The sequence below is a fragment of the Microbacterium sp. ZW T5_45 genome (genome assembly GCF_044987415.1).
In the GTDB taxonomy this organism is placed as follows: Bacteria; Actinomycetota; Actinomycetes; order Actinomycetales; family Microbacteriaceae; genus Microbacterium.
Genome location: NZ_JBJDRJ010000003.1, coordinates 36,595 through 63,002 on the forward strand (window position 1 = coordinate 36,595; position 26,408 = coordinate 63,002).

Consider the following 26,408-nt stretch of genomic DNA (forward strand, 5'->3'; position numbering starts at 1 on the left):
GAACCAGATCCTTTCATCGGGGGCCAGCACGTTTTAACAGGCCCTGATAAGGCGAGCCTAACAGGCGAGCCTTCGGGAGCCCCGGAAGGGCGCCGTGGATAACCGGATAGGCTTTCGGAATGAGCACTGCCACAAACGTCGAGGCGACTGCTGTCAACACGATCGAGTGGCTCTCCGCCGGATCCGCGACCATCGTCGTGCCGGTCTACCAGCGTCAGTACCGGTGGGACATCGGCGGGTGCGAGAGGCTCCTCAGCGACGTCCGAGCGGTGGCGGATCAGGACTCCGACCACCGGCACTTCATCGGTTCGATCCTGTCCGCGCACGACGGAGGCGAAGAGGCTGACCTCATCCTCATCGACGGCCAGCAGCGCATCACGACGCTCATGCTGCTCGTCGCGGCGCTGCATCACACCGTGCGGGAGACCGATCCCGCACTCGCCGCCGAGCTCGCGTCCGTGCTCGTGCGCGCGGACGATGCGCAGCGCACGCGGCTGCGCCCGCACGACGCCTGGGCCGACCTCTACGAGTCCGTCGTCCTGGACCGTCGCGGCGACGCCGAGCGCGAGTCCCGCTTCGACGACAACTACGCGTTCTTCCGCAGCCAGGTGCACGTCGACGAGGTCGAGCGCATCTGGCGGGGCCTGCAGCGTCTCGAGCATGTGTCGATCACGCTGGGCGCTGGCGCGAACGCGCAGCAGATCTTCGAGAGCCTGAACTCGACGGGCGAGCCCCTGCGCGATCACGAGCTGATCCACAATTACATCCTGATGGGGCTCACGCACGCCGAGCAGCTCGATGTGGAGTCGCGGTTCTGGCTGCCGATCGAGCAGCACACCGGCGAAGCGATCGGCGCGTTCTGGCGCCACTACCTCGTGATGATGACGGGCCGCGAGGTCACGGTCGACGGCGAGCACGGTGTGTACGGTGCGTTCCGCCGCAGCTTCCCCCGGGTCGACGTCGCGCATCTGCAGGCGGATGCCGAGCGATGGCGTCACTATGCCGAGATCTACGGGATCCTGCTGGATCCCTCGCTCGAAGCGGATGCCGAGATCGCCCGGAGCATCCGTCACGTCAATACCTTCGGCCGCGCCGCATACCCCCTGGTCATGAGCGCTTACAGCGACCACGTGCGGGGGCTGATCCCCCGCGCGCAGTTCATCGAGACGCTGGAGTGGATCCAGGCGATGTACCTGCGCCGCACGCTGGTCGGCCTGCCGAACGAGCGTCTGGTCGCCCGCCTCTGCCGCGCGCGCCTCGAGGGTCGCGACGCGCTGGCGCGCGCGGTCGCTCGGATCACCCCTTCGGACGAGCGCGTCAGCGCCGTGCTCAAGTACAGCGAACTGCCGCACCCCGCCTATGTCCTCGGGCGCCTCGAGGGCGTGGACGACACCTCGGACCACGACGTCGAGCACATCGTCCCCACCGTTCCGAGTGATCACTGGTCCGGAGACGGCACCCGCCCGTGGATCGAGTACACCGAGGACGAGCGCAACGCCCACCGCGCCCTGGCGCCGACGCTCGGGAACCTCACCCTGCTCGAGCAGGGGCTGTCCGAGCGGGTCTTCGGCGAGTCCTTCCCGGTCAAGCGCGACGCCGCCTACGCGCGCAGCGGCGTCGCCATGACCCGTGCGCTCGCGGACGTCGAGGCCTGGGGCACGACGGCGATCTCTGCGCGCACGGCGGCGCTGACCGCCGAACTGCTGCGGATCTGGGCCCGGCCGGCACTGCCGGAGATCGATGATGACGGCCTGACTCCGATCCTCGACGCGGTGCGCCGTCGCGGCTGGCCGACCGGCTGGGAACGCGAGTTCGACTACGTCGAGTACCGGGGCGAGCGCTGGGAGGTCCCGGACGTCAAGTACCTGTTCAACCGCGTCATGCGTCGGGCCTGGACCGACACGCGCGACGCCGCGCTCCGGTACTGCGCCGCTCACGGCGGACCGATCTACGATGACATGGCGTGGAAGGGGCAGTGGGATCAGCTCGATGACACGCACTTCCTCTACATGGGCTGGGATTCGAACTACATGATGAGCGCCGTCCAGGGCATCCTCGACGAGTCGGGTCTCGCCTCCGAGGTGTTCGTGAAGTACTCCTACATCGGGAATGTGATGTGACCATGAGCGACCTGATCATCGACGAGCACCGGATCACCGTTCCGCTCGTGTGGGGCGATCCGGCGGACACCCGGACGATCGAGGTGTTCGCACGCGTCGTGTCCCGCCCCGGTGGCGAGTCCCTCCCCCACCTCGTCTTCCTGCAGGGCGGTCCCGGGCACGAGGCACCGCGTCCGTTCCACGCCTCGACGTCACCCGCGTGGCTCGACGAGGCGCTCGCCCACTACCGGCTCGTGCTGATCGACCAGCGTGGAACCGGCCTCTCGACCCCGATCGGCGACGCGGATCTCGAACTCGGGTCCTCCGTCGTCGCCGAGTACCTCACCCACCTGCGCGCGGATGCGATCGTGCGCGACTGCGAAGCACTGCGTGAGCACCTCGGTGTGGACACGTGGAGCGTACTCGGGCAGTCCTTCGGCGGCTTCACGACGCTCGCCTACCTCTCCACGGATGCGGCTTCGCTCGACGACGTGTTCATCACCGGCGGTCTGAGTACCGTGGAACGTTCCGCCGATGAGGTCTACGCCCTCTGCTATGACAAGATGCGCGTCGCGTCCGAGCGCTACTACCGCCGGTTCCCCGCGCACCGGGACGTGATGCGTCGGCTCGTGGATCTGGCGGATGCCGGCTCGCTCGTGCTGCCCGACGGCGAAGTCGTCTCGCGCTCGCGCCTGCGGTCGGTCGGCTCGGCACTGGGCACGAACGACGGCTGGCAGACGCTGTGGTCGCTGCTCGAACGCGACCCCTCGTCGAACGCGTTCCGCTACGACCTGCAGCACGCGATGCCGTTCGGCGGCCGCAATCCTCTCTACTTCGCCTTCCACGAGTCGAGCTATGCGAGCGGCGAGGCGACGCGATGGTCGGCCGAGCGCGTGGAGCCTGCGGACTTCGTCGAGGACGTCACCCTGTTCACCGGCGAGCACATCCGGCAAGACTGGACAGAGACCGTCCCGGCGTTCCAGCCGTGGCGCGACGTCGCACTCGAACTCGCAGAGTTCGAGTGGCCGGCGATCTACGACACCGCGGCGATCGCGGCATCCGATGCGACCGGCGCTGCCGCCGTCTACGTCAACGACGTGTACGTGCCGCTCGAGTTCTCCCTCGAGACCGCAGCGCTGCTTCCGGGTGTGGAGCTCTGGGTCACCAGCGAGCACGAGCACAACGGGCTCCGCTCCGGTCCGGTGCTCTCGCATCTGATCGACCTCGCCCAGGGCAGGCGCGTCCGCTGATCTCCGCCTTCCGACGGATGCGCCCCTCCTTCCGCGACGCGTAGCCTGGCCGCATGGACATCCTGTGGATCGCGGTGAGCGTCGCCGCGGCGGCGATGATCGTCATCATGGTCGTCGCGGTGTACTCCCGCGTTCCCCTGGAGAAGAAGTACGAGAACTCCGGCGGCGGGCTGGGTGGAGCCTTCGAGGCCGTGTGGATGCCGTCGGCGCATGAGGCCGGCATCGAGCGGGATCGGCAGACCAAGCGCACCGCCCCGGCTCCCGCGCCGGGCGACCCGCCGTCGACGATCAGCGACACGGGACGCATCGTCCTCGATCTGTGACCTCACGCGCGGGAACGACGAAGGCCCCGCTCTCCGAGGAGAGCGGGGCCTTCGGGGTGCGGGACCTTACTTGGAGGAACCGCCGAAGCCCTTGAAGCGCTGGTTGAACTTCTCGACACGACCGGCCGAGTCCATGATGCGCTGCTTGCCCGTGTAGAACGGGTGCGAGGCCGAGGAGATCTCGACGTCGATGACGGGGTACTCGACGCCGTCGAGCTCGATCGTCTTGTCGCTCGAGACCGTCGAGCGGGTGAGGAAGGTCTCGCCCGAGCCGAGGTCGCGGAACACGACCGCCTGGTACGTGGGGTGGATGTCAGTCTTCATGGGATTCCTTAAGTGGTGCCCTGGATTGTGCCAGGGGCGAGGGAAGTCTGCGGTGCGAAGAACACCAAGGATCGATTCTAGCAGACCAGGTGCGCCGGTTCAGGCCGCGCGTGCGGAGTACCGGCCGCCGTCGGAGGAGAGCACGATCGGCATGCCGAACGCCTCGCCGAGAGCATCCGCCGTGAGCGTCTGCGCTATCGGACCCGCCGCGACGACACCGCCGTCTCGGAGCAGCAGGACGTGCGTGAACCCGACCGGGATCTCTTCGACGTGGTGCGTGACCATGAGCATCGCCGGCGTCGTCGGAGAGGAGGCGTAACCGCTGAGCAGGCTCAGCAGCTCCTCGCGCGAGCCGAGGTCGAGCGAGGCGGTCGGCTCGTCGAGGAGCAGCAGCTCGGGATCGGTCATCACGGCGCGCGCGATCTGCACGCGCTTCTGCTCACCGTCGCTCAGGGTGCCGAACGTGCGCTCGGCGAGATGCTCGAGCTTCCACTCACCGAGCACGCGCAGGGCACGGCGCTCGTCGATGCCCTCGTACTGCTCGTTCCAGCGCCCGAGCACCGAGTACGCCGCGGTCAGAACGGTGTTCAGCACGGTCTCGTCGCGAGGGATGCGCTTGGCCATCGCCGAGGACGCGAAGCCGATGCGCGGACGCAGATCGAAGACGTCCGTGCGGCCGAGCGTCTCACCCAGCACCGTCACCTCTCCGGAGGTGGGGTGCATGAGCGTGTCGGCCAGCTGGAGCAGCGTGGTCTTGCCGGCGCCGTTCGGACCGAGCACGACCCAACGCTCGTCGTCCTGCACCTGCCACGTCACGTGATCGATGATGTTGCGCCCCTCGCGGCGCACGACGACGTCAGTGAATTCGAGAGCGCTTGGCATAGGACAAGCCTAACGGCTCAGGCGGTCAGCTCCTCGTAGAGCGCGCGTGTGGTGTCGGCGATCGCGACCCAGCTGAAGTCGTCCCGAGCGCGCTCCCGACCGGCCTCACCGTACTCCCGTGCGCGGTCGGGGTCCGAGACCACCTCCGTCAGCACCGCGGCGAGATCCGCTGCATACCGCTCGGGGTCCACCGGGGTGCCGGTGCCGTCCTGCACCTGCTCGATCGGCACCAGGCGACCTGTTCGGCCGTCGGCGACGACCTCGGGGATCCCACCGGTCGCCGTGCCGACTACGGCGGCGCCGCACGCCATCGCCTCGAGGTTGACGATCCCGAGGGGTTCATACACCGAGGGGCAGACGAACGTCGTCGCCGCGGTGAGGATCGCCGAGAGCTTCTCGCGCGGCAGCATCTGCTCGATCCAGACGACTCCCTCGCGACTCTGCTGCAGCAGCCGCACCCCCTCCTGGACCTCGGCCATGATCTCCGGGGTGTCCGGGGCGCCGGCGCACAGGATCAACTGAACCTCCGGGGGCAAGGCGCGCGCCGCCTGCAGCAGATACGGAAGGCCCTTCTGTCGGGTGATGCGGCCGACGAACACGACGGACGGGCGTGTGGGATCCATGCCGATCGAGCGCAGGAAGTCCGGATCGTGCACGGGGCGCCAGCGCTCGACGTCGATCCCGTTGTGGATGACGCGCACCTTGGCGGGGTCGACCGCCGGGTAGCTGCGGAGGATGTCGTTGCGCATTCCCGCGGACACCGCGATCACCGCCGCGGCGTTCTCGTACGCGAGCTTCTCGATGCCGCTGGACACGGCGTACCCGCCGCCGAGCTGCTCGGCCTTCCACGGACGCAGCGGCTCGAGGCTGTGCGCGGTGAGCACGTGCGGGATGCCGTGCAACTGCGACGCGAGGTGACCGGCGAAGTTCGCGTACCAGGTGTGGCTGTGCACGAGATCGGCATCCGTGATGCCCGCGACGATCTCGAGATCCGTGCCGAGGGTCTGCAGCGCGGCGTTCGCGCCGGCGAGTCCGGAGGGCGTCGAATATGCGAAGGTTCCCGCCTCATCGCGCGGTGCACCGAAGGCCCGAACCCGCACATCGGTATGCGCTCTGAGGGCGGCGACGAGCTCCGCGACGTGCACGCCGGCACCGCCATAGATCTCCGGCGGATATTCCTTCGTGATCATTTCGACTCGCATGTCGCAAACGCTAGTACACGGCGGGATGGGCACTCTAGGGTGGAGCCATGTCCGCACCAAAGAAGATCTTCGGCATCATCCTCGCCGGCGGCGAGGGCAAGAGACTCATGCCTCTCACAGCCGACCGCGCAAAACCCGCAGTGCCTTTCGGCGGACAATACCGATTGATCGATTTCGCCATTTCGAACCTCATCAATTCGGGTCTCCGCCAGGTCGTCGTCCTCACCCAGTACAAATCGCACAGCCTCGACCGGCATATCTCGCAGACGTGGCGCATGTCGGCTCTTCTCGACTCGTATGTCACCTCGGTGCCGGCCCAGCAGCGTCTCGGCAAGCGCTGGTTCTCGGGCTCGGCCGACGCGATCCTGCAGAGCATGAACCTCCTCAACGACGAGAAGCCCGACATCGTCGTCGTGATCGGCGCCGATCACGTCTACCGGATGGACTTCCGTCAGATGATCGATGCGCACATCGCCTCGGGGGCGAAGGCGACGGTCGCCGGCATCCGCCAGCCGATCGCGCTCGCCTCGCAGTTCGGCGTCATCGACGCCGACGAGGACTCGGGTCGCATCAAGCAGTTCCTCGAGAAGCCGACCGACCCGGTGGGCCTCTCCGACGCACCGCACGAGGTGCTCGCCTCGATGGGCAACTACGTCTTCGACGCCGACGCACTCATCGCCGCCGTCGAGGCCGACGGCGAGTCCCCGACCTCCGGGCACGACATGGGCGGCGACATCGTCCCCTACTTCGTCGACCGCGGCGAGGCCGGCTACTACGACATGAAGCAGAACGACGTACCGGGCTCCTCGCCGCGCGACCGTTCGTACTGGCGCGACGTGGGAACGATCGACTCGTTCTTCGACGCGCACCAGGACCTGATCGCGACACTGCCGATCTTCAACCTGTACAACACCGAGTGGCCGATCCACTCGCAGGCGGTGAACTCTCCGCCCGCGAAGTTCGTGCGCGACTCGGTCGGGCGCATCGGCAACTCGATCGACTCGATCGTGTCGCTCGGCTCTGTGCTCTCCGGCACCCACCTCGAGCGGAGCACCGTCGGACCGTGGACGCTCGCCGGCGGCGGGTCGACCATCACCGACTCCGTGCTGTTCGACTACGTGCGGGTCGGGGCCGGTGCCCGCGTGCACCGGGCGATCCTCGACAAGAACGTCGTGCTCGCCGACGGTGCCACGGTCGGCGTCGATCGCGAGCGCGATCTCGCCCGCGGCTTCACGGTCACCGACTCGGGGATCACGGTCGTCGGCAAGGGCCTCGTCGTCGACCGCTGAGTCACGTCACACGACCGGAGCGCGCTGCGGCTGTCGCTAGGCTCGTCTGCGTGACTGCAGCGCGCTTCCTGGTCGTCCTCGACGCCGATTCCACCCTCATCCGCAACGAGGTCATCGAGCTCCTCGCCGACGAGGCGGGTCGCCGTGACGAGGTGCAAGCAGCCACGGAGGCGGCAATGCGTGGCGAGGTCGACTTCGCGACAAGCCTGCGCTCGCGCGTGGCCGCGCTGGAGGGCGTCCCCGTCTCCTCGTTCGAGCGGGTCATCTCCCGGATCGAGCCGACACCGGGCGTCCGCGAGCTGACGGCGGCCGTGCACGAGCGCGGCGGCGTCGTCGGCGTCGTCTCGGGCGGATTCCACGAGATCCTCGACCACATCGCCCCCGGACTCGGCGTCGATCGCTGGCGGGCGAACCGGCTCGACGTCGCGGACGGCGTGCTGACCGGTCGCGTCGACGGCGAGATCGTGGATGCCGAGGCCAAGGCCTCGTCGCTGCAGGAGTGGGCGGCCGAGCTCGGTGTCGCGCCACACGCGACCGTCGCCATCGGAGACGGCGCGAACGATCTGCGGATGATGGCGGTCGCGGGCCTGGGGCTCGCGTTCAACGCCAAGCCGGCGGTGCGTCAGGCGGCGAGCCTCGTCATCGGCCCTCAGGACCTCAGCCAGGTCATCCCTCTGCTCCCGTAGCGGAGGGTGGGCGGCCGGGGTTAGCCTCGGCCACATGGACATCATCCTCATCCCGGGCCTCTGGCTCGATGCGGCCAGCTGGAACGACGTCGTACCCGCACTGCAGGCGGCGGGCCATCGCACGCACGCGCTCACCCTGCCCGGCGTGGGGGCGGCCGCCGAAAGCTCTCGCGACATCGGGATCGCCGATTGGGTGGCGTCAGCGACCGCGACCCTCGATTCGATCGGCCGCCCGGCGGTCGTGGTCGGGCACAGCGGCGGAGGGAACGTCGCCTGGGGTGTGGCGGATGCTCGTCCCGACCGGGTCTCGCGGGTCGTGCTCGTTGACACGGTGCCGCCGCCCACGGGGTACGGCATCAGCGAGTTCGAGATCGTCGACGGCGTGATCCCGTTCCCCGGGTGGGACTTCTTCCCCGAAGACGAGGTCCGCGATCTCGACGCCCCGACCAGAGAGCGCACCGCCGCTCGAGCACTGAGCGTCCCGGCTCGGGTGCCGACGGACCGCATCCTGCTCGAGGACTCCGATCGCTTCCGGGTGCCGGTGACGCTGCTGATGGGCGGGGCCGATCGAGCCGCGTTGGAGGCCGAACTCGAGAACTGGGGTCCGTACGCCGAGGAGTTCCGGCGGATCGCCGACGTGGAGGTGATCCCGATCGGATCGGGTCACTGGCCGCAGTTCACGGCCCCCGCTCGGCTCGCGGCACTCGTCGACGCGGCGGCGTCACGATGACGCTCACGCCGACGAGGCGCGGCTGATCGTCAGTGACCCATCCCGAGGCCTCCGTCGACGGGGATGACGGCTCCCGAGATGTACCCGGCATCGTCGCCTGCCAGCCAGGTGACGACTCCGGCCACCTCATCGGCGGTCGCGAAGCGCCCGGCGGGGATGCTGGCCTTGTACTGCTTCTGGGTCTCCTCCGGCAGCTCGGCCGTCATGTCGGTCTCGATGAAGCCCGGCGCAACGACATTCGCGGTGATTCCTCGGCCGCCGAGCTCGCGGGTGAGAGAGCGGGCGAAGCCGACGAGAGCGCTCTTCGACGCCGAGTAGTTGATCTGGCCCGCCGAGCCGTAGAGGCCGACGACGCTCGAGATCAGGATGACCCGGCCGAAGCGCGCCCGCAGCATGCCCTTCGACGCCCGCTTGACGACACGGAACGAGCCGCCGAGATTGGTCGCGACGACGCTGTCGAAGTCGTCCTCGCTCATCCGCAGGAGCAGGGTGTCCTTGGTGATGCCCGCGTTGGCGACGACGATCTCGACCGGGCCGAGCTCCTGTTCCACCTGGGTGAACGCGGCATCCAGCGCGGCGGCATCCGTCACATCGGCGCGCACCGTCAGAGCGCCTTCAGGGCCCTCGCCGCTGCGCGCGGTGACGGCGACCTTGTAGCCGTCACGCACGAACCTCTCGGCGATGGCGCGGCCGATGCCGCGGTTGCCACCGGTGACGAGGACGACGCGCTGAGAACTCATTTTTCCACTCCTGATCCGGCCGGTGCCTTCGCGGCACGGTCGTCAACGATCCTACCGAGCAGCGGGATCCGGCATGGTTCCCGTTTGACACCGCTCCGCACGGATGACAGCCTGGCACCCGGATCCGAGGAGGAGCGAGCATGAACGACGACACCCCGCAGAACGACGACGTCGTTCCCGCGCCTCCGCCCTCTCCGTATCTTCCGCCGATCGCGCAGCCGCCGGCACCCGCTCTCCCCGCAGGGGACGTCGCACCGTCCCGTGCCCCGGTCCCCTACGACCAGACACAGCACGGCCGAGCCCCGTACGGACAGACGCCCTACGGCCAAGCGCCGTACGGACAAGCACCTTACGGACAAGCACCTTACGGACTGGCACCCTACGGCCAGGCACCCTACGGCGCATACACTCCGGCGCCCCTGCCGCGCAGCGGCGCCGCCGTCGCCTCGCTCGTCTGCGGGATCATCGGCCTGCTGGGGTTCTGGTTCTGGGTGCCCGGCATCCTGTCGGTCGTGGCGATCGTCAGCGGACACGCGGCGGTGAAGAGCACGCGACGCGACCCGAATCTCGGCGGTCGAGGAATGGCGTTCGCCGGACTCATCATGGGGTATGTCGGCGCTGGCCTGGTCATCGTTCAGATCCTCTTCTTCGTGGGCAGCCTGCTGCTCTTCGGCGCGTTCGTGCCGGCGATCATCAACCGCTGATCGCGACGCCGCGGACGCGTCGGCGCACGCGGAGCGGCGTAGGCTGGAACCATCGTGAAGAACAAGCGCCAGGTGCCCGCCGTCACCTCTCTCCCGCAAGCTCCGCGGGAGGAGAGCGACCACCGCGTGCGTCGATACGCGATCACGATGACCATCCGCATCGTCTGCTTCGGGCTGCTCGTCTTCGTGCAGCCGTACGGCTGGTACACGTGGGTGTTCGGCATCGCCGCTGCGGTGCTGCCGTACATCGCGGTCGTCTTCGCGAACGCCGGCAGCGACAGCACGGAGTCCGCGGCCGAGTCCCCGCTCCCGCAGATCGAGAGCCCCGCTCCCCCGCCCGCGATCGATGATGACGAGCATCCGGGCATCCTGCGCATCCAGGAGAGCCGGCGGGACGAGGAGTGAGCGCGCTGGAGTGCTCGCGCGCCGGCTGCCGGAGCGCGGCGACGATGCAGGTCGTCTGGCGCAACCCGCGCATCCATGCCGCCGACCGAGAGAAGATCTGGCTGGCGTGCGCCGAGCACGTCGACTTCCTGCACGACTATCTGGCCGCGCGGGACTTCCCCGTCGTCGTCCGAGACGGAGTACCCGAATGAGCACAAGGATGCTGCGCTGGACGGTGTACGTCCTCATCGCGATCGGATTCGCCGTCGCCTGCGCGTTCCTCTCGCACTGGCAGTTCGACCGTTCGGAGGAGAAGAACGCGACGATCGCCCGCGTGGAGGCGAACTACGATGCGACTCCGGTGGCGCTGGACGAAGTCCTCGGCGACGACGACTCCTTCGACGCCGTCGCGGACGAGTGGATGCAGATCGAGCTCACGGGCGAGTACATCGGCGAGGGCACGGTCGTGCGCAATCGTGTGCACGCGGGGACCAGCGCGTACGAGTCGCTGGTGCCTTTCGTCACCGACGACGGACGCGTGCTCATCGTCGACCGCGGCTGGGTCATGGCCGCGTCCGGAGATGAACCGGAGGCCATCGCCTCGCCCCCGAGCGGCGAGGTCACGATCGTCGTCCGCGCCCGCCCGGGCGAGAACCTGCCGTCGTCGGGCCGCTCGGCTCCTCCCGGTCAGGTGCCGACCATCCACCTGCCCACCGTCGCCGCAGAACTCGACGAGCCCGAGGCGATCACGACGATGTACGGACAACTCGTCTCCGAGAATCCATCCCCCGAGGTGTCGCTGGGATCCTTCGACAAGCCGGAGGAGGACGCCGGCATGAACCTGTCGTACGCGATCCAGTGGATCCTCTTCGCGGTGATGGCCTTCGTCTTCCTGGGGTACATCATCCGCACCGAGATCGTGAAGCACCGCGAGGAACTCGAGGGCGCCCCGCCTCGGGAGAAGAAGCCCCGACGGCGCGACCGCGACGCCGCCGACGAAGACGAACTGCTCGACGCGCGCTGATCCTCAGCCGACAGCAGCGGGTGTCGACAGGGACCACCCGTCATCCGAGCGCTCGTAGACGATACGCGTGTGCCGGCGGTCCGTGGCACCCTGCCAGAACTCCACCCGGTCGGGCACGAGCCACCAGCGCACCCAGGAGCCGGGCTCGACGTCGCGTCGTGCCGCCTCCGACCGGGCGGCGAGATCGGCCGCGCTCTCCTCCGGCGACGCCTCCTGCACCCGTCCTCGTACGCGGACTTCGCGCACGAGGGGCTGCCAGCGGAAGAGCAGAGCCGCGTGCGGACGGGTGACGAGCTGCTCCGCCTTGCGGCTCGCGCGGGGCCCGGCGAACGCCCACCCGCGTTCGGACACGTCTTTCAGGATCAGTGTCCGTGCATCCGGGACGCCCTCATGGTCGACCGTGGCGAGCGTCATGGCGTGCGGCTCCGGTACGCCCTCCCCTGCAGCGGCGAGGATCCACTGCGCGAAGAGCACGTGCGGCAGATCCGGAAGCGTGCGCAGGTCGAGCGGCGGCGCGGAGCCGCGCAGAGACGGCTGGGCACGCAACCAGGAGGACATGTCGTCGAGCGTCATGCCCCCGATCATGCCATCGTCGCCGACAACGCTCGCTCAGGCGAGCTCGATGAGGTCCTGGTACTCCTGGCTCCAGATGTCCTCGACGCCGTCCGGGAGGATCAGCACGCGCTCGGGGTTGAGCGACTGCACGGCACCGGGGTCGTGCGAGACCAGGACGACCGCGCCCTCGTAGTGCGCGAGAGCCCCGAGGATCTCCTCTCGCGAGGCGGGATCGAGGTTGTTGGTCGGCTCGTCGAGCAGGAGGAGGTTGGCGGAGGAGACCACGAGGGTCGCCAGCGAGAGCCGAGTCTTCTCCCCGCCCGAGAGCACGCCCGCGGGCTTCAACACGTCATCGCCCGTGAACAGGAACGAACCGAGCACCTTGCGCGCCTCGGTCTCTGTGATGTGCGGAGCCGCGGACACCATGTTCTCGAGCACCGAACGGTTCACGTCGAGGTTCTCGTGCTCCTGCGCGTAGTAGCCGACCTTGAGTCCGTGCCCGGGTTCGAGCTGCCCGGTGTCGGGCTGGTCGACGCCGGCGAGCATCCGCAGCAGCGTGGTCTTGCCGGCACCGTTCAGACCGAGCACGACGACCTTGGATCCGCGGTCGATCGCCAGGTCGACGTCGGTGAAGATCTCGAGGGATCCGTAGGACTTCGAGAGCCCGGACGCCATCATGGGCGTCTTGCCGCAGGGCGCGGGCTTGGGGAAGCGCAGCTTGGCCACGCGGTCTTCCTGACGCACATCGTCGAGACCCGCGAGCAGCTTCTCGGCGCGCGCGATCATCTGGTGGGCGGCGGCGGCCTTCGACGCCTTCGCACCGAATCGGGCGGCCTGCTGCTGCAGGGTCGTCGCCTTCTTCTCGGCGTTCGCGCGCTCCTTCTTGCGACGCTCCTCGTCGGCGGCGCGCTGGCGGAGGTAGTTCTTCCAGTTCATGTTGTACGCGTCGATGACCTGACGGTTGGCGTCGAGGTAGAACACGCGGTTGACGGTCTCGCCGACCAGCTCGACATCGTGGCTGATGACGATCAGCCCGCCCTTGTAGTTCTTCAGGAACTCGCGCAGCCACACGACGCTGTCGGCGTCGAGGTGGTTGGTCGGCTCGTCGAGGATCATCGTCTCGGCGTCGGAGAAGAGGATGCGGGCGAGCTCGATGCGGCGGCGCTGACCACCGGACAGCGTCTTCAGCGGCTGATCGAGGATGCGATCCGGCAGCGAGAGGTTGTTCGCGATGGATGCTGCCTCCGCCTCAGCGGCGTAGCCGCCCTGACCCTCGAACTGCTCCGTCAATCGCGCATAGCGCTTCATTGCCTTCTCCGCGACGGCGGGGTCGTCCGATCCCATCGCGACCGTGGCCTCGGACATCCCCAGCGCGAGCGAACCGAGCCCTCGCGCGTCGAGGATGCGGGTGCGGGCGAGCATCTCCGGATCGCCTGAGCGCGGGTCCTGCGGCAGGTAGCCGAGCTCACCCGATCGGGTGACGGTGCCGCCAGAGGGCAGCAGGTCGCCCGCGAGCACCTTGGTGAGCGTCGTCTTGCCGGCGCCGTTGCGTCCGACCAGACCGATCTTGTCTCCATCGGAGACGCGGAACGACACGTTCTCCATGAGCAGGCGGGCGCCAACGCGGATCTCGAGTTCGTGCACGGCAAGCACAGCGGGATGTCCGTTCATTCGGGGTGGATGTCGGCCGACGGGCCAGCCTCCCAGTATAAGGCGGTGCGCTGACTGCATCGCGCCGGAGAATCACTCCGTGGGGTGACGTCGGCGATACCCGAGAGTGATGCGCGGAGCGGCATCCGGTTCCTACCGTCGAATCGTGGACGTCATCAATGAGATCATCCTGCAGAGCGTCGCCTCCCCGTGGCTGCTCCTCATCCTGCTCGCGGTGACGATCGTCGACGGGTTCTTCCCACCCGTGCCCAGCGAGACCGTGCTCGTCGCCGCAGCGGCGATCGCCGCAGGCTCGGGGCAGGCCGGGGTGCTCATCGCGCTCGGCCTCGTCGCGGCCGCGGGAGCGACGATCGGCGACAACATCGCCTTCGCGATCGGGCGCGGACTCGGGACCGACCGCTTCCGATGGATGCGGAACCCCCGGGTGCGACGCGCGTTCGATCACGCGGCCGCAGCGCTCGATCGCCGCAGCGGAGCGCTCATCCTCGGAGCGCGCTACATCCCGGTGGGCCGGGTCGCGGTGAACATGTCCGCCGGCGCACTCGGCTTCCCGTGGCGACGCTTCGCTCCGCTCAGCATCGTCGCGGGTGTCAGCTGGAGCGCGGTCAGCCTCGCGATCGGCGCTTTCGCGGGAGCCTGGGTCAAGGACCAACCGCTCGTGGGAGCGGCGATCGGCATCGCGCTCGCGCTGGTCATCGGGATCGTGATCGATCGTCTGAGCGCTCTTCGGCGACGTCGTGCCGCGGAGCCCCGCCTGGCAGGATGAGTGCCATGGTCATCCGGTCGCGTCTCCGCTCGCTGAGCCGGCGGACCGCCGGAACTCTCGCGCTGGCCGCGGCAGGTGCCGTCCTCTTCGCGGTGCTCGTGCCGATCCACGCCGTCGTCTACGGCACGTCCCTCCCGGTGGTGTTCCTCCTCGGGAGCGCGGTCTGCGCGGCTCCGGTGCTCTCGTCGACACGACCGCGCACGGCGATCGCGATGTTCTGCGTCTCGTCGTTCGCGCTCTCCGTGCTCGTGAGCACAGAGGGAGGGATGATCGCACCGTGGCCGTGGTCGGTGCCCGCGCTGCTCTCCTTCGTTCTCCTGGTCGGCACCGTGACCTTCACGCACGGACCCCGCCTCGGCCTCTTCCCTCTCGTGATCGGCGCCCTGAGCGGGGTGGGCGCCCTGCTCGTGCGCCCTGATATCGAAGCCGGCGGTGCCGCCGCAGCCGATCTCATCGTCACGACGTCGATCTCGATCGGCGCCCTGCTGATCGCCGTGCTGATCGCCGGGCGGCTGCGCATCGGCGATGAACTGAGCCGGGAGCGCGAGCACACCGCGCTGGAGCAGGCGCGGCGCGCACTCGTCGAGGAGCGCACGCGCATAGCGCGCGAACTCCACGACGTGATCGCGCACAGCATGTCGGTGATCCAGGTGCAGGCCTCGACGGCCCGCTATCGGCTTCCCGGACTCGAGGAGGCGGCGGTGGCCGAGTTCGAGTCCATTGCGGCCACAGCACGCGGTTCGCTCACCGAGATGCGCCGGATGCTCGGCGTGCTGCGGACCGAGGACCACAGTGCGGAGCTCGCGCCGCAGCACGGCATCGACGATGTGGAGGCTCTGGTGGACAGCATCCGTCGCGCCGGCGCGATCGTCGGTCTCGACGTCACAGGCTCGACGTCGACGGCGCCCGCGTCGGTGCAGATCGCGACGTACCGCATCGTCCAGGAGTGCCTGAGCAATGCGCTCCGCCACAGTCCGGGCGCGCCGATCGCGGTGCGAATCCGGACGGATGCCGACGCGGTGCGCCTGCGGATCGAGAACGGCCCCGGCGCACCGGCGTCGTCTCCCGCCGGTGGCGGTCACGGCCTGCGGGGCATGCGCGAGCGCGCGGAGATCCTGGGCGGTTCGCTCGACGCTGCGGCGTCCGACGACGGCGGCTGGACCGTCGTGGCCGAGATCCCCCTCGCACCCCGACAGGAGAACGCATGACCATCGAGGTCCTCATCGCCGACGACCAGGCCATGGTGCGGGCAGGCTTCGCCGCACTGCTCGACGCGCATGACGGCATCCGGGTGACCGGACAGGCGGCCTCGGGCGCGGAAGCCGTCGCGCTATCGGCCCGGGTGGATCCCGACGTCATCCTCATGGATGTGCGGATGCCGGAGCTCGACGGCATCGAGGCGACCCGCCGGATCCTCGGCCCCTCGTATCCGGCGGCGAAGGTGCCGCGCATCCTCATGCTCACGACGTTCGACGTCGACGACTACGTGTACGACGCGCTGGAGGCGGGTGCGAGCGGGTTCCTGTTGAAGGATGCGCTGCCCGAAGAGCTCGTGCACGCCGTCCGTGTCGTCGCCGCCGGAGAGGCGCTGCTGTCGCCGAGCGTCACCCGACGAGTGATCGAGCAGTTCTCCATGCGCCGTCCGCGGCCGCCGCGCACCGCGTCGTCGCTCGCGGCTCTCACCGACCGCGAGCGCGAGGTCCTCGTGCTGATCGGCAAGGGGCGTTCGAACACCGAGATCGCCGGCGACCTGTTCATCGCGGAGCAGACCGTGAAGACGCACGTCGGCAAGGTGCTCGCCAAGCTGGGCCTCCGCGACCGCGTCCACGCCGTGATCCTCGCCTACGACACGGGGCTCGTCGAGCCCGCAGGATGAGCTCACTCATCCCCCGGTAGGGGTGCGATACCGGCCCGCGGGGTGATGCTTCCAACTGCACCGTCTCCATAACCTCCTCGGACACCCATCCGAGGAGGAGACGATGACCGTCATCGAGACACCCGCCCGCGTCGATCCGCGCCCGTCGAGCACGCGCTCGCGAGATACCGGCATCGACCTCCTGAGGGCCGTGAGCGTGATCGCGGTGGTCGTGCTGCACGCACTCATGGTCGGCGTCACCGTGACCCCCTCCGGCCCGGTCTTCGAGAACGCGGCGGACAGCGGCTGGTGGATCGTCCCGGTGAGCTGGGTGCTGCAGGTGATGCCTCTGTTCTTCATCATCGGGGGGTTCGCCGGTGCCATCGCCCTTCGTCGTCAGCGCGAGGCGGGCGGAACGGCATCCGCGTTCGTCGCCGATCGGCTGCACCGACTGCTGCGCCCCGCCGGGTTCACCATCGCCGCCGTGGGGGCCGGACTGGCCCTGCTGAGCATGGCCGGTGTTCCTGCAGGGATCGTCGCGGTCGCCGGGTTCCGCTTCGGGCAGCCGCTGTGGTTCCTCGGAGTGTTCCTGCTGTGTCAGGCGCTCCTCCCGGCGCTGCTCCGCCTGCACGAGCAGGCGCCGCTGCGCACGCTCGGACTGCTTGTCGGAGCAGCCGTCTCGGTCGACGCGATCCGACTCCTCAGCGGACTGGACGCCATCGGCTTCCTCAACCTCGCCTTCGTCTGGCTCACGCTGCAGCAGATCGGCTTCCTCCTCGCCGACGGACGCATCGACCGGGTCGGAGTGCGGACGCGCATCGGCATCGCGGCCGCGTGCGCGGGCCTTCTCCTCGTCTCCTTCCTCACCGGCGTGCACTCACCCGATCTCATCGCGAACCTGAATCCGCCGACGAACGCGCTGCTCCTCGTCGGCGGCATCCAGATCATGCTCGTGTCGCTGCTGCGCGAACGGATTGCGGCGTGGAGCAGGAGGCCGCGCGTGCGCATGCTGAGCGACTTCGTGAACCGCCGCACCATGACGATCTATCTCTGGCACATGCCTGTCCTGCTGGGGATGGCGGGCCTCTGTGTCGTCCTCGGGCTCGTCGGGGTCGTCGACCTGCCGCATCCGGGCGAGCCGCTCTGGTGGACGAGCCGTCCGCTGTGGGTCGCCGGTGCGCTGGCCGTGACAGCAGTGGTCGCGGTGCCCCTCTCCCGGGTCGAGGCGGCACCGGCACCCGCGGACATCGGATCCCCGCGCAGGATCGCCCTCGGCACCATGCTCGGGATCAGCGCCGTCGTGATGCTGCTGGTGGCGGGGACATCTGTGCTGACGGCGGCCTCCGCTGTCCTGGCGATGTTCGTCGCCCGGCGGCTGGCGCAAGCCTCCGCGCTCAGGAGTGAGCCCTCTGCGCTCAGGGCTCAGGCGAAGTAGAGATCGTGGTGCAGGCGGCATCCGGGGTTGAACTCGGCCCGGCACGCGGCGCAGCTCGACGCGTCGAGGTAGGAGTCGATCCGTATCCGCGTGCCGCACACTCCGCACAGCACGGCCTCCTCGGCTCGGCTGCTCGCCGGCCAGGGGGTCGCCCGATGGTCGGCGACGGCCTCGTGGCAGAGGTGGCACGGCAACCAGTCCCCGCAGCAGGCGAAGCGTATCGCGATCACATCGAGCGGACCGCGATAGTGCGCGCAGCGGGTCTGTGAGTCGACGACCAGCCCTCCGACCCTCACCCCGCCGACGTCGATCGGATTCATCGGACGCCCACCAGCCCGCGAGCGACGAGGGCGTCTCCGACGATGTCGGCGTGCCGGAGCGTACGGACGAGCAATGGCACGGTGCCTCGTATCCCGGGGCGCAGACCGCGGGCGCGCTGGGCGTCCCCGATCTGCGCAGCGAACCCCGAGATGACCGGGATCATCGTGAGGCTCAGCGAGATCGCCAGCGCGACGGCGTCGGGGTCGACGCCGAAACGGCGCAGCGGCCCCAGCATCCGATGCAGCACGGCGACGAGATCGCTCATCCGCGTCGTGGCCGTGAGCAACGACGCGAGCAGCAGGATCGCGACCACGCGCGCCGTCGTCGTCGCCGCGGCGAGCGGCGAGACGAAGACGCCGACGATGAGAAGGAGCACGAGGATCAGCCCGCGGAGCCGCCAGACCTCCGCCACGAGGAATGCCACGGGCAGCCGTGCGGCGAGGAACAGCGCGACCGCCGTGCCGAGCATGCCCGCGGCGGCGGCCGGATGCTGTGGCAGAAGCGACGCTCCGATCGTGAGCACCACGAAGATCGCGAGCTTCACCGTCGCGGGCATGAGGTGCACCCGACTCGCTCCCGGTCGATACAGCTGGATCACGCGCACATCCGTCGGTAGGCGGCGACGACAGCATGCGGTTCGTCGACCGCGACCACGCGCCCGTCGTCGAACAGCACGGCGCGGTCGCAGCGGGCGGCAAGCTCGAGGTCGTGCGTGACGATGACGCGCGGCACGGTCTGCGCCAGCAGGACATCGGCGATGCGACGAGCATTTCTCAGATCGAGCAGGGTGGTCGGTTCGTCGGCCACGAGCAGGTCGGGCTCGGTCGCGAGCACCGCGGCAAGGGCGAGCAGCTGCTTCTGCCCGCCGGACAGCTCGAACGCCGGAGTATCCGCCTGAGCGGTCAGCCCGTAGGCGTCGAGGATGGCAGCGACACGGAGTCCGATCTCGGAGCGGGGTCGCCCTCGCAGCGAGAGCGCGAGATCCTCGGCAGGGGTGGGCATGAGGATCTGCGCCTGCGGATCGGTGAACACGAACCCGACGCGACCGCGGAGCGCCCGTGTGTCGTGCGCCGGATCCAGGCCGAAGACCCGCACCCGTCCCGAAGACGTCTGCACGAGCCCGTTGAGGAGGCGTGCGAACGTGGACTTTCCCGATCCGTTCGCGCCGATCACCGCGGTCGTGCCGCCCTCGACGCTCAGCGAGACATCGCGAAGGATGCGCCGGCCTCCCCGTTCGACGCTCACCTCGTCGAGCGCGATCGCGGTCGTCGCCGTCTCAGACCGCATGCGCGGGGCCGGGGGCGACCGATGCCCGGCCACGGCCGAACGCCGCAGGATAGGCGCGGTGCACGGCGAGTGTGAGCATCGTGGCCGCGACCGCCTTCAGCAGGTCACCGGGAAGGAAGACGACGCTCGAGAGAGCCGCGGCGCGGAGATCCATCCCAAGCACCAGGGCCTGGATCGGGATTCCGCAGAGGTAGATCACCGCGATTCCGCCGATCACCGACGCCAGCCCCGTGCGCCACCAGCTGAGCCGCCCCGATCGGGCGATGAGGCCGATCACGACGACCCCGACGACCCATCCGAGGAGGTAGCCGGCTGTAGGGCCCACGAACACGCCGATGCCTCCTCGTCCGCCGGCGAGCACCGGAAGACCGACCGCCGCGAGAGCGAGGAGCAGGAGGGCGGCCAACGGTGCCTTCCTCGGGCCGAGCACGGTGCCGGCCAGCATGACCCCGAGAGTCTGCGCCGTGAGCGGCACCCCGGTGGGAAGGGGAATCGTCACCATGCCGAGTGCGGCGATGAGGGCGGCGAACAGAGCGATGCGGGCGAGGTCGCGTCCCGGCTCGAAGTGGTGTGTCACGACATCCTCCTGAACAGTGTTCACGTGAACGGTGTTCACTATACTGCCAGGGTGACTCCGGAACGCAACCCGACCAGGCACGACCGCGACAGCGTCGCGAGCGTCGCTCTCGCACTTCTCGACGAGGTCGGACTTGCAGACCTGTCGATGCGCCGCATCGCTGCGCGACTCGACATCCAGCCGAGCGCGCTCTACTGGCACTTCGCCAGCAAGCAGGAGCTGTTCGCCGAGCTCGCGGATCGGATCACCTCGCAGATCGCTGCGGCGCCCGACGGCGACATCCTGACGACGGCGCACAGCGTGCGCGACGCGCTCCTCGCCCATCGTGACGGCGCAGAGCTCGTCCTCAGCACCTACGCACTGCGCCTCGGGTCCTCCGGCGCGCATGCGGCATTCGTCCGCGCACTGGGCGACCTCGAGGACGCCCCTCTCCGCGCGACCGCGCTGCTGCACTTCGCTCTCGGACACACCGTGCTCATCCAGCAGCGGATGCACGCCGACAGCCACGGCGCAGCCCGAACCGACGGGCTCGATGACACGACGCAGGGGCTCGATCAGGTGTTCGACCTGGGAGTGCGTGCCCTCGCCACAGCGCTCAGGACGCCGTCGACTCCGCCGCGTGACCGAGCCTGAGCCCGGGCACAGCGGCGAGGAGCACCAGCACGATCCCGAACACGAATACCACGGGGAACGCGGACGCTCCTCCCCCGAGTGAGGCGACCCCGATCCCTGCGACGGCGATCGCCACAGCGGATCCGGTCGAGTCGGAGATCGACAGCGCTGAGGAGTTGAAGCCCTGGTCGGATGCTCCGGAGTACGCGAGCGTGAGGACCGTGAGTCTCGGATAGAGCAGGCCCATCCCCGCCCCGGCGAATCCCCATCCGACGATGGCGACCGCGGGATGCGCTCCGAACGCGGCCGATGCGAGCACGCACAGCAGGGCGAAGATGATCGCCGAGACGCTGATGAGGGTGATCCGGCGGTTGCCCAGACGCTCGCCATAGCGTCCCTGCAGATCGGATGCCCCCGCCCATCCGAGCGCCGCGAGCATCAGGGCGATGCCGGCCCAGGTGGCCGAGAAGTCGAACCTCTCCATGAGCAGATAGGGGATGTACGCCTCGGACGCGAAGAACGCCCCTGCGGCGAGCCCGCGCATGAGGACGACGCTCGGAAGTCCCGTGGCTGCGCGGAGTGCACCCCGCGGGAGGAGCGGCACGATCGCGATGCCGATCGCGATGATCGCGACGAGGGCCACCTGCCAGCGCCACGTCGCCTCGATCTCCGCCGAGAGTCCGATCACGACCGCGAGGACGGCGACGACGACCGCGAGCAGGAGTCGCCGGGTGAGCACGCGCCGGTCCTGCGGCTCGCCGTGCCCGAGGTCGTGGCCGCGCAGGCGGATCGCGATCGCCATGAACGCCGCGGCGGTGAGAACGGCGACACCCAGGAACGCCCAGCGCCAGTCGAGGTACTCGGCGACCGCTCCGGCGAGGAACGGTCCGACCATCGACGGCACCACCCAGGCGGCGGCGAAGGCGGCGAAGACCTTGCCATGCAGGTGCGGAGGATACAGGCGCGCGACCACCACATAGAGGGCGACGGTCTGGCCGCCTGTACCGAGCCCCTGTACGAGGCGTCCGGCGAGGAACTGCGGCATCGTGTGCGCGAACCCGGACAGCAGCAGGCCGACGATGAACAGCGTGACGGCGGCGTAGAGCGCACCTCGAGGTCCTCGCGCATCCGACCAGGCCCCGGCGGCGACCATTCCGATCACGCTCGTCGCCAACGTCCCGGCGAAGGCCACGGCGTAGAGCGCCTGCCCGTCGAGCGCCTCGCTGACGATGGGCATCACGGTGGTGACCGCCAGCGACTCGATCGCGGCGAGGAAGATCAGCGCGACGGCTCCGCCCGTCACCCAGACCCTGCTACGGTCCCAGATCGAGCTGTCGGCCGATGCGCCCGTCATCGTGCGACGAGCGCGGCGATGCGCTCGACGGCGTCGGTGAGGATCTCGCGGCTGGTGCCGAAGTTCAGTCGCACGAAGCCCTCGCCCTCGGCGCCGAACGCGCCACCCGCGTTCAGAGCGACCTTCGCCTCCTTGAGGATGCGACGTGCGGGGCTGTCTCCCAGACCGAGCGCGGACACGTCGATCCAGGCGAGGTAGCCCGCATCGGGGATCCGATAGCGGGCGCCGGGCAGATGGCGGGCGAGCAGATCCTCGAGAAGCACGCGGTTGCGGTCGAGCGTGCGCAGCAGACCGTCGAGCCACGGGTCGCTGTCCTCGTGGAAGGCGGCCACCGCGGCGATCAGGCCGAACTGCCCCGTGCGCCAGACGACCTCGACGGGGAGACCGCGCAGCACTCTCGCGGTCGCGTCGTCAGCGGCGACCATGAGCGCGCACTTGAGTCCCGCGAGGTTGAACGCCTTGCTGGCGCTGACGATCGCATAGCCGGCTCGCCGGGCTGCCGGGCTCACCGAGAGGAACGGCGTGAAGTCGGCGGAGGGCTGCGCAAGCGGCGCGTGGATCTCGTCCGAGATGACGGCGACGCCGTACTCGTCGGCGAGTTCGGCCAGCGCCGCGAGCGAGTCCCTGGCGTGGACGGTGCCGGTGGGGTTGTGCGGGTTGCAGAGGAGAATCGCCCGCGCTCCCCCGTCGAACGCCGCACGGATGCCGTCGAGATCGAGCTCCCAGGCCGTGCCGGTGTCGCGGAGCGGCACGCGTTCGACCTCCGCTCCGGCTTCCTCCACGAGGTCGTAGAAGGGCGGGTAGACGGGCGGCGTCACCACGACGCGCTCCCCCGGTTGCACCACGCGCCGCAGGATCTCGACGATGCCCATGCTCACGTCCGCGGTCGACCGCGTCATGGCGAGGTCCACCTGCCACCCGAAGCGTCGTTCAGCGAACCGGGCGTAGGCCTCGGCGAGCGGACTGCGAGAAGCGATGTAGCCAGTGTCACCGGCATCCAGCGCCTTCTGCAGCGCCGCCTTCACCGTGGGAGCCATCGCGAAGTCCGTCTCCGCGACGAACAGGGGAAGCACATCGGCCGGATACTCCTGCCACTTCTCGCTGGTGCGCTCACGGAGCTCGTGCAGAGGGAGCGCGTCGACCTGGATCACGATCGGTTCTCGCGCCTGTGGAAAAGAGTCACCCGATCAGCATAGGTTCTGGCATGGTGGTTCCGGGCTGAGCGCACGATGCGGAGGTAGGAATGGGCCTGAATCTCTCGCTGCTCGTCTGTTCGAACGACGGGCGGATCGACCTCAGCCGACCGCTGCCGCCGACGGCGTCGGACGACGTGATGCGCGGGCTCTTCCCGCGCACGCCGTATCGGCGCACCGCACGTCGCCGCCTGCTCGACCACTGCTTCCCCGAGCGCCCTTTGCCTCTGGTCGGCGTGTTCGAGGACGGAGCGCTGATCGCGACGCGCGATGCCCACCTCCACGACCCGCCCATCCTGCATCGCCGGTACACCGCGCTCCACCCCTGGCGGGATGTCCGCCTCATCACGTCACGATCGATCTACGACATGGCGGCCTACGGACATTGGATCGACCGTGAGTACGTGCGGTCGTTCAGCGTGAACGCGAACGTCGGCGTGTGGCGGGACGACGGCGATCCCGAATCCTTCGAGGCGGGATTCCCCGTCGCGGCGGAGTCCTGGCTCGACCTCGTCAACGCCGCGCTGTACGACACGGTGCGGCTGCCCGGCGACTGCGCGCCGATCCGTGACGACTACCTCGACTGGGAAGACGTGCCGATGTACGAGTACACACGGAACCCTGCGGACTGAGCGGGTGCTCCTCGGCGTGAGGCGCGGCCGGCGGGGTCACACCGAGAAAAGTGCGCGGACGATCGCGACGACGACCCGACGCAGGATGCGCGCGGGCGCCGAGGTCACTCCGGAAGGCGATTGCCGAAGAGCGGCAGTGTGAGTGCAGCACGTCCCGCGACATAGGTCACGACGAAGAGGACGATGAGTGCTGCACTCCCCACGATCGGCGGCCAGATCACCACGCGACCTCGCTTGCGCAAGAGGACGATCGCGAACGAGCTTGCGATCAGCAGGGCGGTGGCGCCACCGTACAGCGCATGGATCGATGCGGTGAAGGCCGCGTAATCGCAGGACGTGGCGGTGCAGCTCGCGACGCTGAATGTCGAGAAGAACGTATGGACACATGCGAGCACGGTGAGGATGAACTGCGCGGCGAGCCAGCCCACAGCAGGCCCGACCCACCACCAATCGGCGCCGGGCGCGTCCCCCGTGTCTTTCCTCACTGCTGCATCGTATGGCCAGATGCATCCGCGTTCGCGCCCGGAAGCGCGTGTGTGAGCGACAGGTGGCACGGCCGGCCCGGGCTGACTCTCAGTCCGCGTCGCCCGTCCAGAACCTCGGCCTACCTTCCTGTGTGTATCCGAAGCTGGAGTCTGCAAGGGGATGCTCTGTGCGTGCATGGGGCTCGATGTCCCGCCAGTTCGGATCCCCGGGGTTCTGGAGATCGTAGATCACCGCCCAGTCGCCGGGCTCGCAGGTCGAGTCGAGGTAGATCGTGGTTATGTCGTAGAACTCGCCGGGGCTGATGTCCACCGTGATGTGTCCGACGTGCGAGTCCGGCTTTTCTGCTTCCACGACGACATCGGCGATCCCCTCACTGTACGTGCGGGTCGTGATCTCCGACCATCCGTTGTCGTTCAGCCAGTCCGCGAGACGCCGGGCCGCCTCTGCAGGCGTGCCGTCGATCTTCCACTCCGGAGGCGTGGACCGCCCGAACGAGAACTCGTAACCGGCGGCGCCGCACTCGTCAGGAGAGTCCCCGTATTTGTCGACCAACCACTCGCCGTCGAAGATCTCGAGCTGCGCCTCGGCGACCGCTGACCGGTAGTCCAGGTACACCGCGCGTGCCTGATCGAACAGCTCTTCGCCTGTTGTGGCGGGCGGCCTGCAGCTCGTGAGCCCGACTGCCAGGACGACGAACACGGCACTCCCGATCACGGGGCGCAAGAACCTGCTTCTCATGATTCAGGCTTGCGTGGCGAGGCCCAATGAGGGGATCAGGAGAGGGTTCTCACCAGGGTCGAGCTCTGCGATCTGCGCGTCCGACAGCGTCACCCCGCGAGGGAAAGGCTCCGGCTCACGCCACGCCTTGTACACGACTTCGTCAGGAGACACGACGTCGAAAGCGCTCGCCAGCGCGAGGACGTTCTTCTCGGCGAACGCTGTGTACTCGGTCGTCAGCGCAGGCAGCCGAAGGGTGGTGGACCAGTTCGGCGCGGCGATCGTCGGTGACGTCCACCCCACAGCGAGCAGCCGAGACGCGCTCTCAGGCGTGTGCGCGTACGCGCCGGAGGCTTCCGCATAGATACGGTCATTGTCACCCGCGAACTGCACGTACCTCAGTTGATCCTCGCGGGCGCTGATGATGAGCAACGACCGCGCGGACAGGCCGCGGAACGTGCTGACGAGCCGCTCGGTAAACGACTGCCAGGCCCCAGCTTCAGAGTCCAAGACGAGCAGCCTTCCGATCGAATTCGACGCGTTGCGGCGTTGCATATGCCACGCTGACCGAACGTCGGCTCCGTCGAAGTTCGACGCCTCCTCGAGACTCGGTCACCCAACTCGCTGTCTCCCATGCTCCGCGCCGTTCGAGGAGCGCAGCACCCCATCGGGACTCGGCTTCGCGCACCAGAAGAGTGAAACAGTCTCCGAGGTCTGCCTCGGAAGTGCCGTCCATCTCCTGCAGTACGTCGCATGCGCGGAACTCGATCGAACTCGTTCCGGATCGCGTCTCGATGACGGTCACGTCCGGCATCGACAAAGCATGCACAGTGTTGTTGAGGAAGGACTCACCGTCTTCCTCGACCGTGGTCCAGCCGAGCTGAGCAACTGCCAACTCCGTCACCTCGGACTCGGTCAACGGCCAGGCCTGACGGAACCAGAAGTCCACGATGTCGCACGCGTCTGTAGGAGGAATCGTCTTCCACGTGGGCGCAGGCGCCGCACTCAACTGCTCACTCGGGGCGGGCTGCGGCGTCTCCGACTCGGCGGACCTGCCGCGCTTTCGATTCCAGAACGCCATCACCAGTTCCCCCATCAACTCTTGAGTCGAGCTCTCGCGCCTTCTGAAAGTACCCTGCCGCGGTCGCTTGACGCACGTCTTCGCTCGCGCTCGCGATGACTTTCATCAATCTCGGGAACGACACCCCTCGATGACTCAGCGGTCGCATCGCCTTCTCACGGGGATCAGCGGGGAACAGCAAAGAGCCCTTGACCAGCTGTGATGCCGGTCAAGGGCTCTGCAGTCCTTC

The 26,408-nt window shown here is 68.7% G+C and carries 32 protein-coding genes; 16 read left to right on the plus strand and 16 right to left on the minus strand.

The window, feature by feature from the left end; all coding sequences use genetic code 11:
- Positions 1-119 precede the first annotated feature (119 nt).
- The 3 genes from ACI3KS_RS02005 to ACI3KS_RS02015 are packed head-to-tail and all read left to right on the plus strand — an operon-like array spanning position 120 to position 3,672.
- Positions 120-2,120: a DUF262 domain-containing protein gene (locus ACI3KS_RS02005; protein WP_404914671.1), complete on the plus strand. Its 2,001-nt coding sequence runs from the start codon at positions 120-122 to the stop codon at positions 2,118-2,120.
- A gap of 2 nt (positions 2,121-2,122) precedes the next feature.
- Complete coding sequence (locus ACI3KS_RS02010; protein ID WP_404914673.1) at positions 2,123-3,349, plus strand: alpha/beta fold hydrolase; 1,227 nt, start codon at positions 2,123-2,125, stop codon at positions 3,347-3,349.
- Between the two features lie 53 nt (positions 3,350-3,402).
- The gene (locus tag ACI3KS_RS02015) at positions 3,403-3,672 is read left to right on the plus strand and encodes a hypothetical protein (RefSeq protein ID WP_404914675.1); all 270 of its coding nucleotides are present in this window, start codon (positions 3,403-3,405) and stop codon (positions 3,670-3,672) included.
- A 66-nt stretch (positions 3,673-3,738) separates the two neighbouring features.
- On the opposite strand, the gene ACI3KS_RS02020 is transcribed toward ACI3KS_RS02015, so the two are convergent.
- From ACI3KS_RS02020 to glgA, 3 genes are all read right to left on the minus strand, one after another.
- Positions 3,739-3,996: a type B 50S ribosomal protein L31 gene (locus ACI3KS_RS02020; RefSeq protein ID WP_404914677.1), complete on the minus strand. Its 258-nt coding sequence runs from the start codon at positions 3,994-3,996 to the stop codon at positions 3,739-3,741.
- A gap of 99 nt (positions 3,997-4,095) precedes the next feature.
- Entirely contained in the window at positions 4,096-4,878 is a 783-nt protein-coding gene (locus ACI3KS_RS02025) for an ABC transporter ATP-binding protein (protein WP_404914679.1), read from the minus strand.
- Positions 4,879-4,895: 17 nt separating this feature from the next.
- Positions 4,896-6,080, minus strand: a complete 1,185-nt coding sequence (glgA, locus tag ACI3KS_RS02030) for a glycogen synthase (protein WP_404914681.1) — start codon at positions 6,078-6,080, stop codon at positions 4,896-4,898.
- Positions 6,081-6,127: 47 nt separating this feature from the next.
- On the opposite strand from glgA, the gene ACI3KS_RS02035 reads away from it, so the two are divergent.
- From ACI3KS_RS02035 to ACI3KS_RS02045, 3 genes are read left to right on the plus strand one after another with little or no spacing between them, the layout of a single operon-like run.
- Positions 6,128-7,369: a glucose-1-phosphate adenylyltransferase gene (locus tag ACI3KS_RS02035; RefSeq protein WP_404914683.1), complete on the plus strand. Its 1,242-nt coding sequence runs from the start codon at positions 6,128-6,130 to the stop codon at positions 7,367-7,369.
- Positions 7,370-7,419: 50 nt separating this feature from the next.
- Entirely contained in the window at positions 7,420-8,055 is a 636-nt protein-coding gene (serB, locus tag ACI3KS_RS02040) for a phosphoserine phosphatase SerB (RefSeq protein WP_404914685.1), read from the plus strand.
- A gap of 34 nt (positions 8,056-8,089) precedes the next feature.
- Positions 8,090-8,785, plus strand: a complete 696-nt coding sequence (locus tag ACI3KS_RS02045; RefSeq protein WP_404914687.1) for an alpha/beta fold hydrolase — start codon at positions 8,090-8,092, stop codon at positions 8,783-8,785.
- Positions 8,786-8,814: 29 nt separating this feature from the next.
- Here ACI3KS_RS02045 and ACI3KS_RS02050 read toward each other — a convergent pair whose 3' ends face one another.
- Positions 8,815-9,525 (minus strand): beta-ketoacyl-ACP reductase, encoded by a 711-nt coding sequence (locus tag ACI3KS_RS02050; RefSeq protein WP_404914689.1) that lies wholly within the window; start codon positions 9,523-9,525, stop codon positions 8,815-8,817.
- 140 nt (positions 9,526-9,665) lie between these two features.
- Here ACI3KS_RS02050 and ACI3KS_RS02055 point away from each other — a divergent pair, with 140 nt between their 5' ends.
- The 4 genes from ACI3KS_RS02055 to ACI3KS_RS02070 are packed head-to-tail and all read left to right on the plus strand — an operon-like array spanning position 9,666 to position 11,637.
- Positions 9,666-10,229, plus strand: coding sequence for a DUF4190 domain-containing protein (locus tag ACI3KS_RS02055; protein WP_404914691.1), 564 nt, complete (start codon positions 9,666-9,668; stop codon positions 10,227-10,229).
- A 54-nt stretch (positions 10,230-10,283) separates the two neighbouring features.
- Positions 10,284-10,634, plus strand: coding sequence for a DUF3099 domain-containing protein (locus tag ACI3KS_RS02060; RefSeq protein ID WP_404914693.1), 351 nt, complete (start codon positions 10,284-10,286; stop codon positions 10,632-10,634).
- Positions 10,631-10,825 carry a hypothetical protein gene (locus tag ACI3KS_RS02065; protein ID WP_404914695.1) on the plus strand — a complete coding sequence of 65 codons (195 nt, stop codon included), beginning with the start codon at positions 10,631-10,633 and terminating at the stop codon, positions 10,823-10,825. Before ACI3KS_RS02060 ends, ACI3KS_RS02065 begins: the two co-directional genes overlap by 4 nt.
- Positions 10,822-11,637, plus strand: coding sequence for an SURF1 family protein (locus ACI3KS_RS02070; RefSeq protein WP_404914697.1), 816 nt, complete (start codon positions 10,822-10,824; stop codon positions 11,635-11,637). Before ACI3KS_RS02065 ends, ACI3KS_RS02070 begins: the two co-directional genes overlap by 4 nt.
- Positions 11,638-11,640: 3 nt before the next feature.
- On the opposite strand, the gene ACI3KS_RS02075 is transcribed toward ACI3KS_RS02070, so the two are convergent.
- Both ACI3KS_RS02075 and ACI3KS_RS02080 read right to left on the minus strand, forming a co-directional pair.
- Positions 11,641-12,210, minus strand: a complete 570-nt coding sequence (locus tag ACI3KS_RS02075) for a pyridoxamine 5'-phosphate oxidase family protein (RefSeq protein ID WP_404914698.1) — start codon at positions 12,208-12,210, stop codon at positions 11,641-11,643.
- A 36-nt stretch (positions 12,211-12,246) separates the two neighbouring features.
- Positions 12,247-13,845, minus strand: a complete 1,599-nt coding sequence (locus tag ACI3KS_RS02080) for an ABC-F family ATP-binding cassette domain-containing protein (RefSeq protein WP_404914898.1) — start codon at positions 13,843-13,845, stop codon at positions 12,247-12,249.
- Between the two features lie 163 nt (positions 13,846-14,008).
- On the opposite strand from ACI3KS_RS02080, the gene ACI3KS_RS02085 reads away from it, so the two are divergent.
- From ACI3KS_RS02085 to ACI3KS_RS02100, 4 genes are all read left to right on the plus strand, one after another.
- Entirely contained in the window at positions 14,009-14,629 is a 621-nt protein-coding gene (locus ACI3KS_RS02085) for a DedA family protein (protein ID WP_404914700.1), read from the plus strand.
- Positions 14,630-14,634: 5 nt separating this feature from the next.
- The gene (locus ACI3KS_RS02090; protein WP_404914702.1) at positions 14,635-15,837 is read left to right on the plus strand and encodes a sensor histidine kinase; all 1,203 of its coding nucleotides are present in this window, start codon (positions 14,635-14,637) and stop codon (positions 15,835-15,837) included.
- Complete coding sequence (locus ACI3KS_RS02095) at positions 15,834-16,505, plus strand: response regulator (RefSeq protein ID WP_404914704.1); 672 nt, start codon at positions 15,834-15,836, stop codon at positions 16,503-16,505. Before ACI3KS_RS02090 ends, ACI3KS_RS02095 begins: the two co-directional genes overlap by 4 nt.
- 103 nt (positions 16,506-16,608) lie before the next feature.
- Positions 16,609-17,919, plus strand: a complete 1,311-nt coding sequence (locus ACI3KS_RS02100; RefSeq protein ID WP_404914706.1) for an acyltransferase — start codon at positions 16,609-16,611, stop codon at positions 17,917-17,919.
- Here ACI3KS_RS02100 and ACI3KS_RS02105 read toward each other — a convergent pair.
- From ACI3KS_RS02105 to ACI3KS_RS02120, 4 genes are read right to left on the minus strand one after another with little or no spacing between them, the layout of a single operon-like run.
- Positions 17,907-18,239 carry a CHY zinc finger protein gene (locus ACI3KS_RS02105; protein ID WP_404914708.1) on the minus strand — a complete coding sequence of 111 codons (333 nt, stop codon included), beginning with the start codon at positions 18,237-18,239 and terminating at the stop codon, positions 17,907-17,909. The genes ACI3KS_RS02100 and ACI3KS_RS02105 overlap by 13 nt on opposite strands.
- Positions 18,236-18,838, minus strand: a complete 603-nt coding sequence (locus ACI3KS_RS02110) for an energy-coupling factor transporter transmembrane component T family protein (RefSeq protein ID WP_404914709.1) — start codon at positions 18,836-18,838, stop codon at positions 18,236-18,238. The genes ACI3KS_RS02105 and ACI3KS_RS02110 overlap by 4 nt, the downstream gene beginning before the upstream one ends.
- The gene (locus tag ACI3KS_RS02115) at positions 18,835-19,527 is read right to left on the minus strand and encodes an energy-coupling factor ABC transporter ATP-binding protein (RefSeq protein ID WP_404914710.1); all 693 of its coding nucleotides are present in this window, start codon (positions 19,525-19,527) and stop codon (positions 18,835-18,837) included. Before ACI3KS_RS02115 ends, ACI3KS_RS02110 begins: the two co-directional genes overlap by 4 nt.
- Positions 19,517-20,104, minus strand: a complete 588-nt coding sequence (locus tag ACI3KS_RS02120; RefSeq protein WP_404914711.1) for a biotin transporter BioY — start codon at positions 20,102-20,104, stop codon at positions 19,517-19,519. Before ACI3KS_RS02120 ends, ACI3KS_RS02115 begins: the two co-directional genes overlap by 11 nt.
- A gap of 51 nt (positions 20,105-20,155) precedes the next feature.
- Between ACI3KS_RS02120 and ACI3KS_RS02125 the strand changes: the two genes are divergently transcribed.
- Positions 20,156-20,737: a TetR family transcriptional regulator gene (locus ACI3KS_RS02125; protein WP_404914713.1), complete on the plus strand. Its 582-nt coding sequence runs from the start codon at positions 20,156-20,158 to the stop codon at positions 20,735-20,737.
- Here ACI3KS_RS02125 and ACI3KS_RS02130 read toward each other — a convergent pair.
- Positions 20,700-22,070: an MFS transporter gene (locus ACI3KS_RS02130; RefSeq protein WP_404914715.1), complete on the minus strand. Its 1,371-nt coding sequence runs from the start codon at positions 22,068-22,070 to the stop codon at positions 20,700-20,702. The two genes, ACI3KS_RS02125 and ACI3KS_RS02130, sit on opposite strands and share 38 nt — an antisense overlap.
- Complete coding sequence (locus ACI3KS_RS02135; RefSeq protein ID WP_404914717.1) at positions 22,067-23,221, minus strand: MalY/PatB family protein; 1,155 nt, start codon at positions 23,219-23,221, stop codon at positions 22,067-22,069. The genes ACI3KS_RS02130 and ACI3KS_RS02135 overlap by 4 nt, the downstream gene beginning before the upstream one ends.
- A 92-nt stretch (positions 23,222-23,313) precedes the next feature.
- On the opposite strand from ACI3KS_RS02135, the gene ACI3KS_RS02140 reads away from it, so the two are divergent.
- Positions 23,314-23,895 carry a DUF6928 family protein gene (locus ACI3KS_RS02140; protein WP_404914719.1) on the plus strand — a complete coding sequence of 194 codons (582 nt, stop codon included), beginning with the start codon at positions 23,314-23,316 and terminating at the stop codon, positions 23,893-23,895.
- Between the two features lie 104 nt (positions 23,896-23,999).
- Here ACI3KS_RS02140 and ACI3KS_RS02145 read toward each other — a convergent pair whose 3' ends face one another.
- From ACI3KS_RS02145 to ACI3KS_RS02160, 4 genes are all read right to left on the minus strand, one after another.
- Positions 24,000-24,380 carry a hypothetical protein gene (locus ACI3KS_RS02145; protein ID WP_404914721.1) on the minus strand — a complete coding sequence of 127 codons (381 nt, stop codon included), beginning with the start codon at positions 24,378-24,380 and terminating at the stop codon, positions 24,000-24,002.
- An 88-nt stretch (positions 24,381-24,468) separates the two neighbouring features.
- On the minus strand, positions 24,469-25,119 hold the full coding sequence (locus ACI3KS_RS02150) for a hypothetical protein (protein WP_404914723.1): 651 nt from the start codon (positions 25,117-25,119) through the stop codon (positions 24,469-24,471).
- Positions 25,120-25,122: 3 nt separating this feature from the next.
- Positions 25,123-25,608, minus strand: coding sequence for a TY-Chap domain-containing protein (locus tag ACI3KS_RS02155; protein WP_404914725.1), 486 nt, complete (start codon positions 25,606-25,608; stop codon positions 25,123-25,125).
- Entirely contained in the window at positions 25,598-26,179 is a 582-nt protein-coding gene (locus ACI3KS_RS02160) for a DUF6301 family protein (protein WP_404914900.1), read from the minus strand. The genes ACI3KS_RS02155 and ACI3KS_RS02160 overlap by 11 nt, the downstream gene beginning before the upstream one ends.
- Positions 26,180-26,408 lie beyond the last annotated feature (229 nt).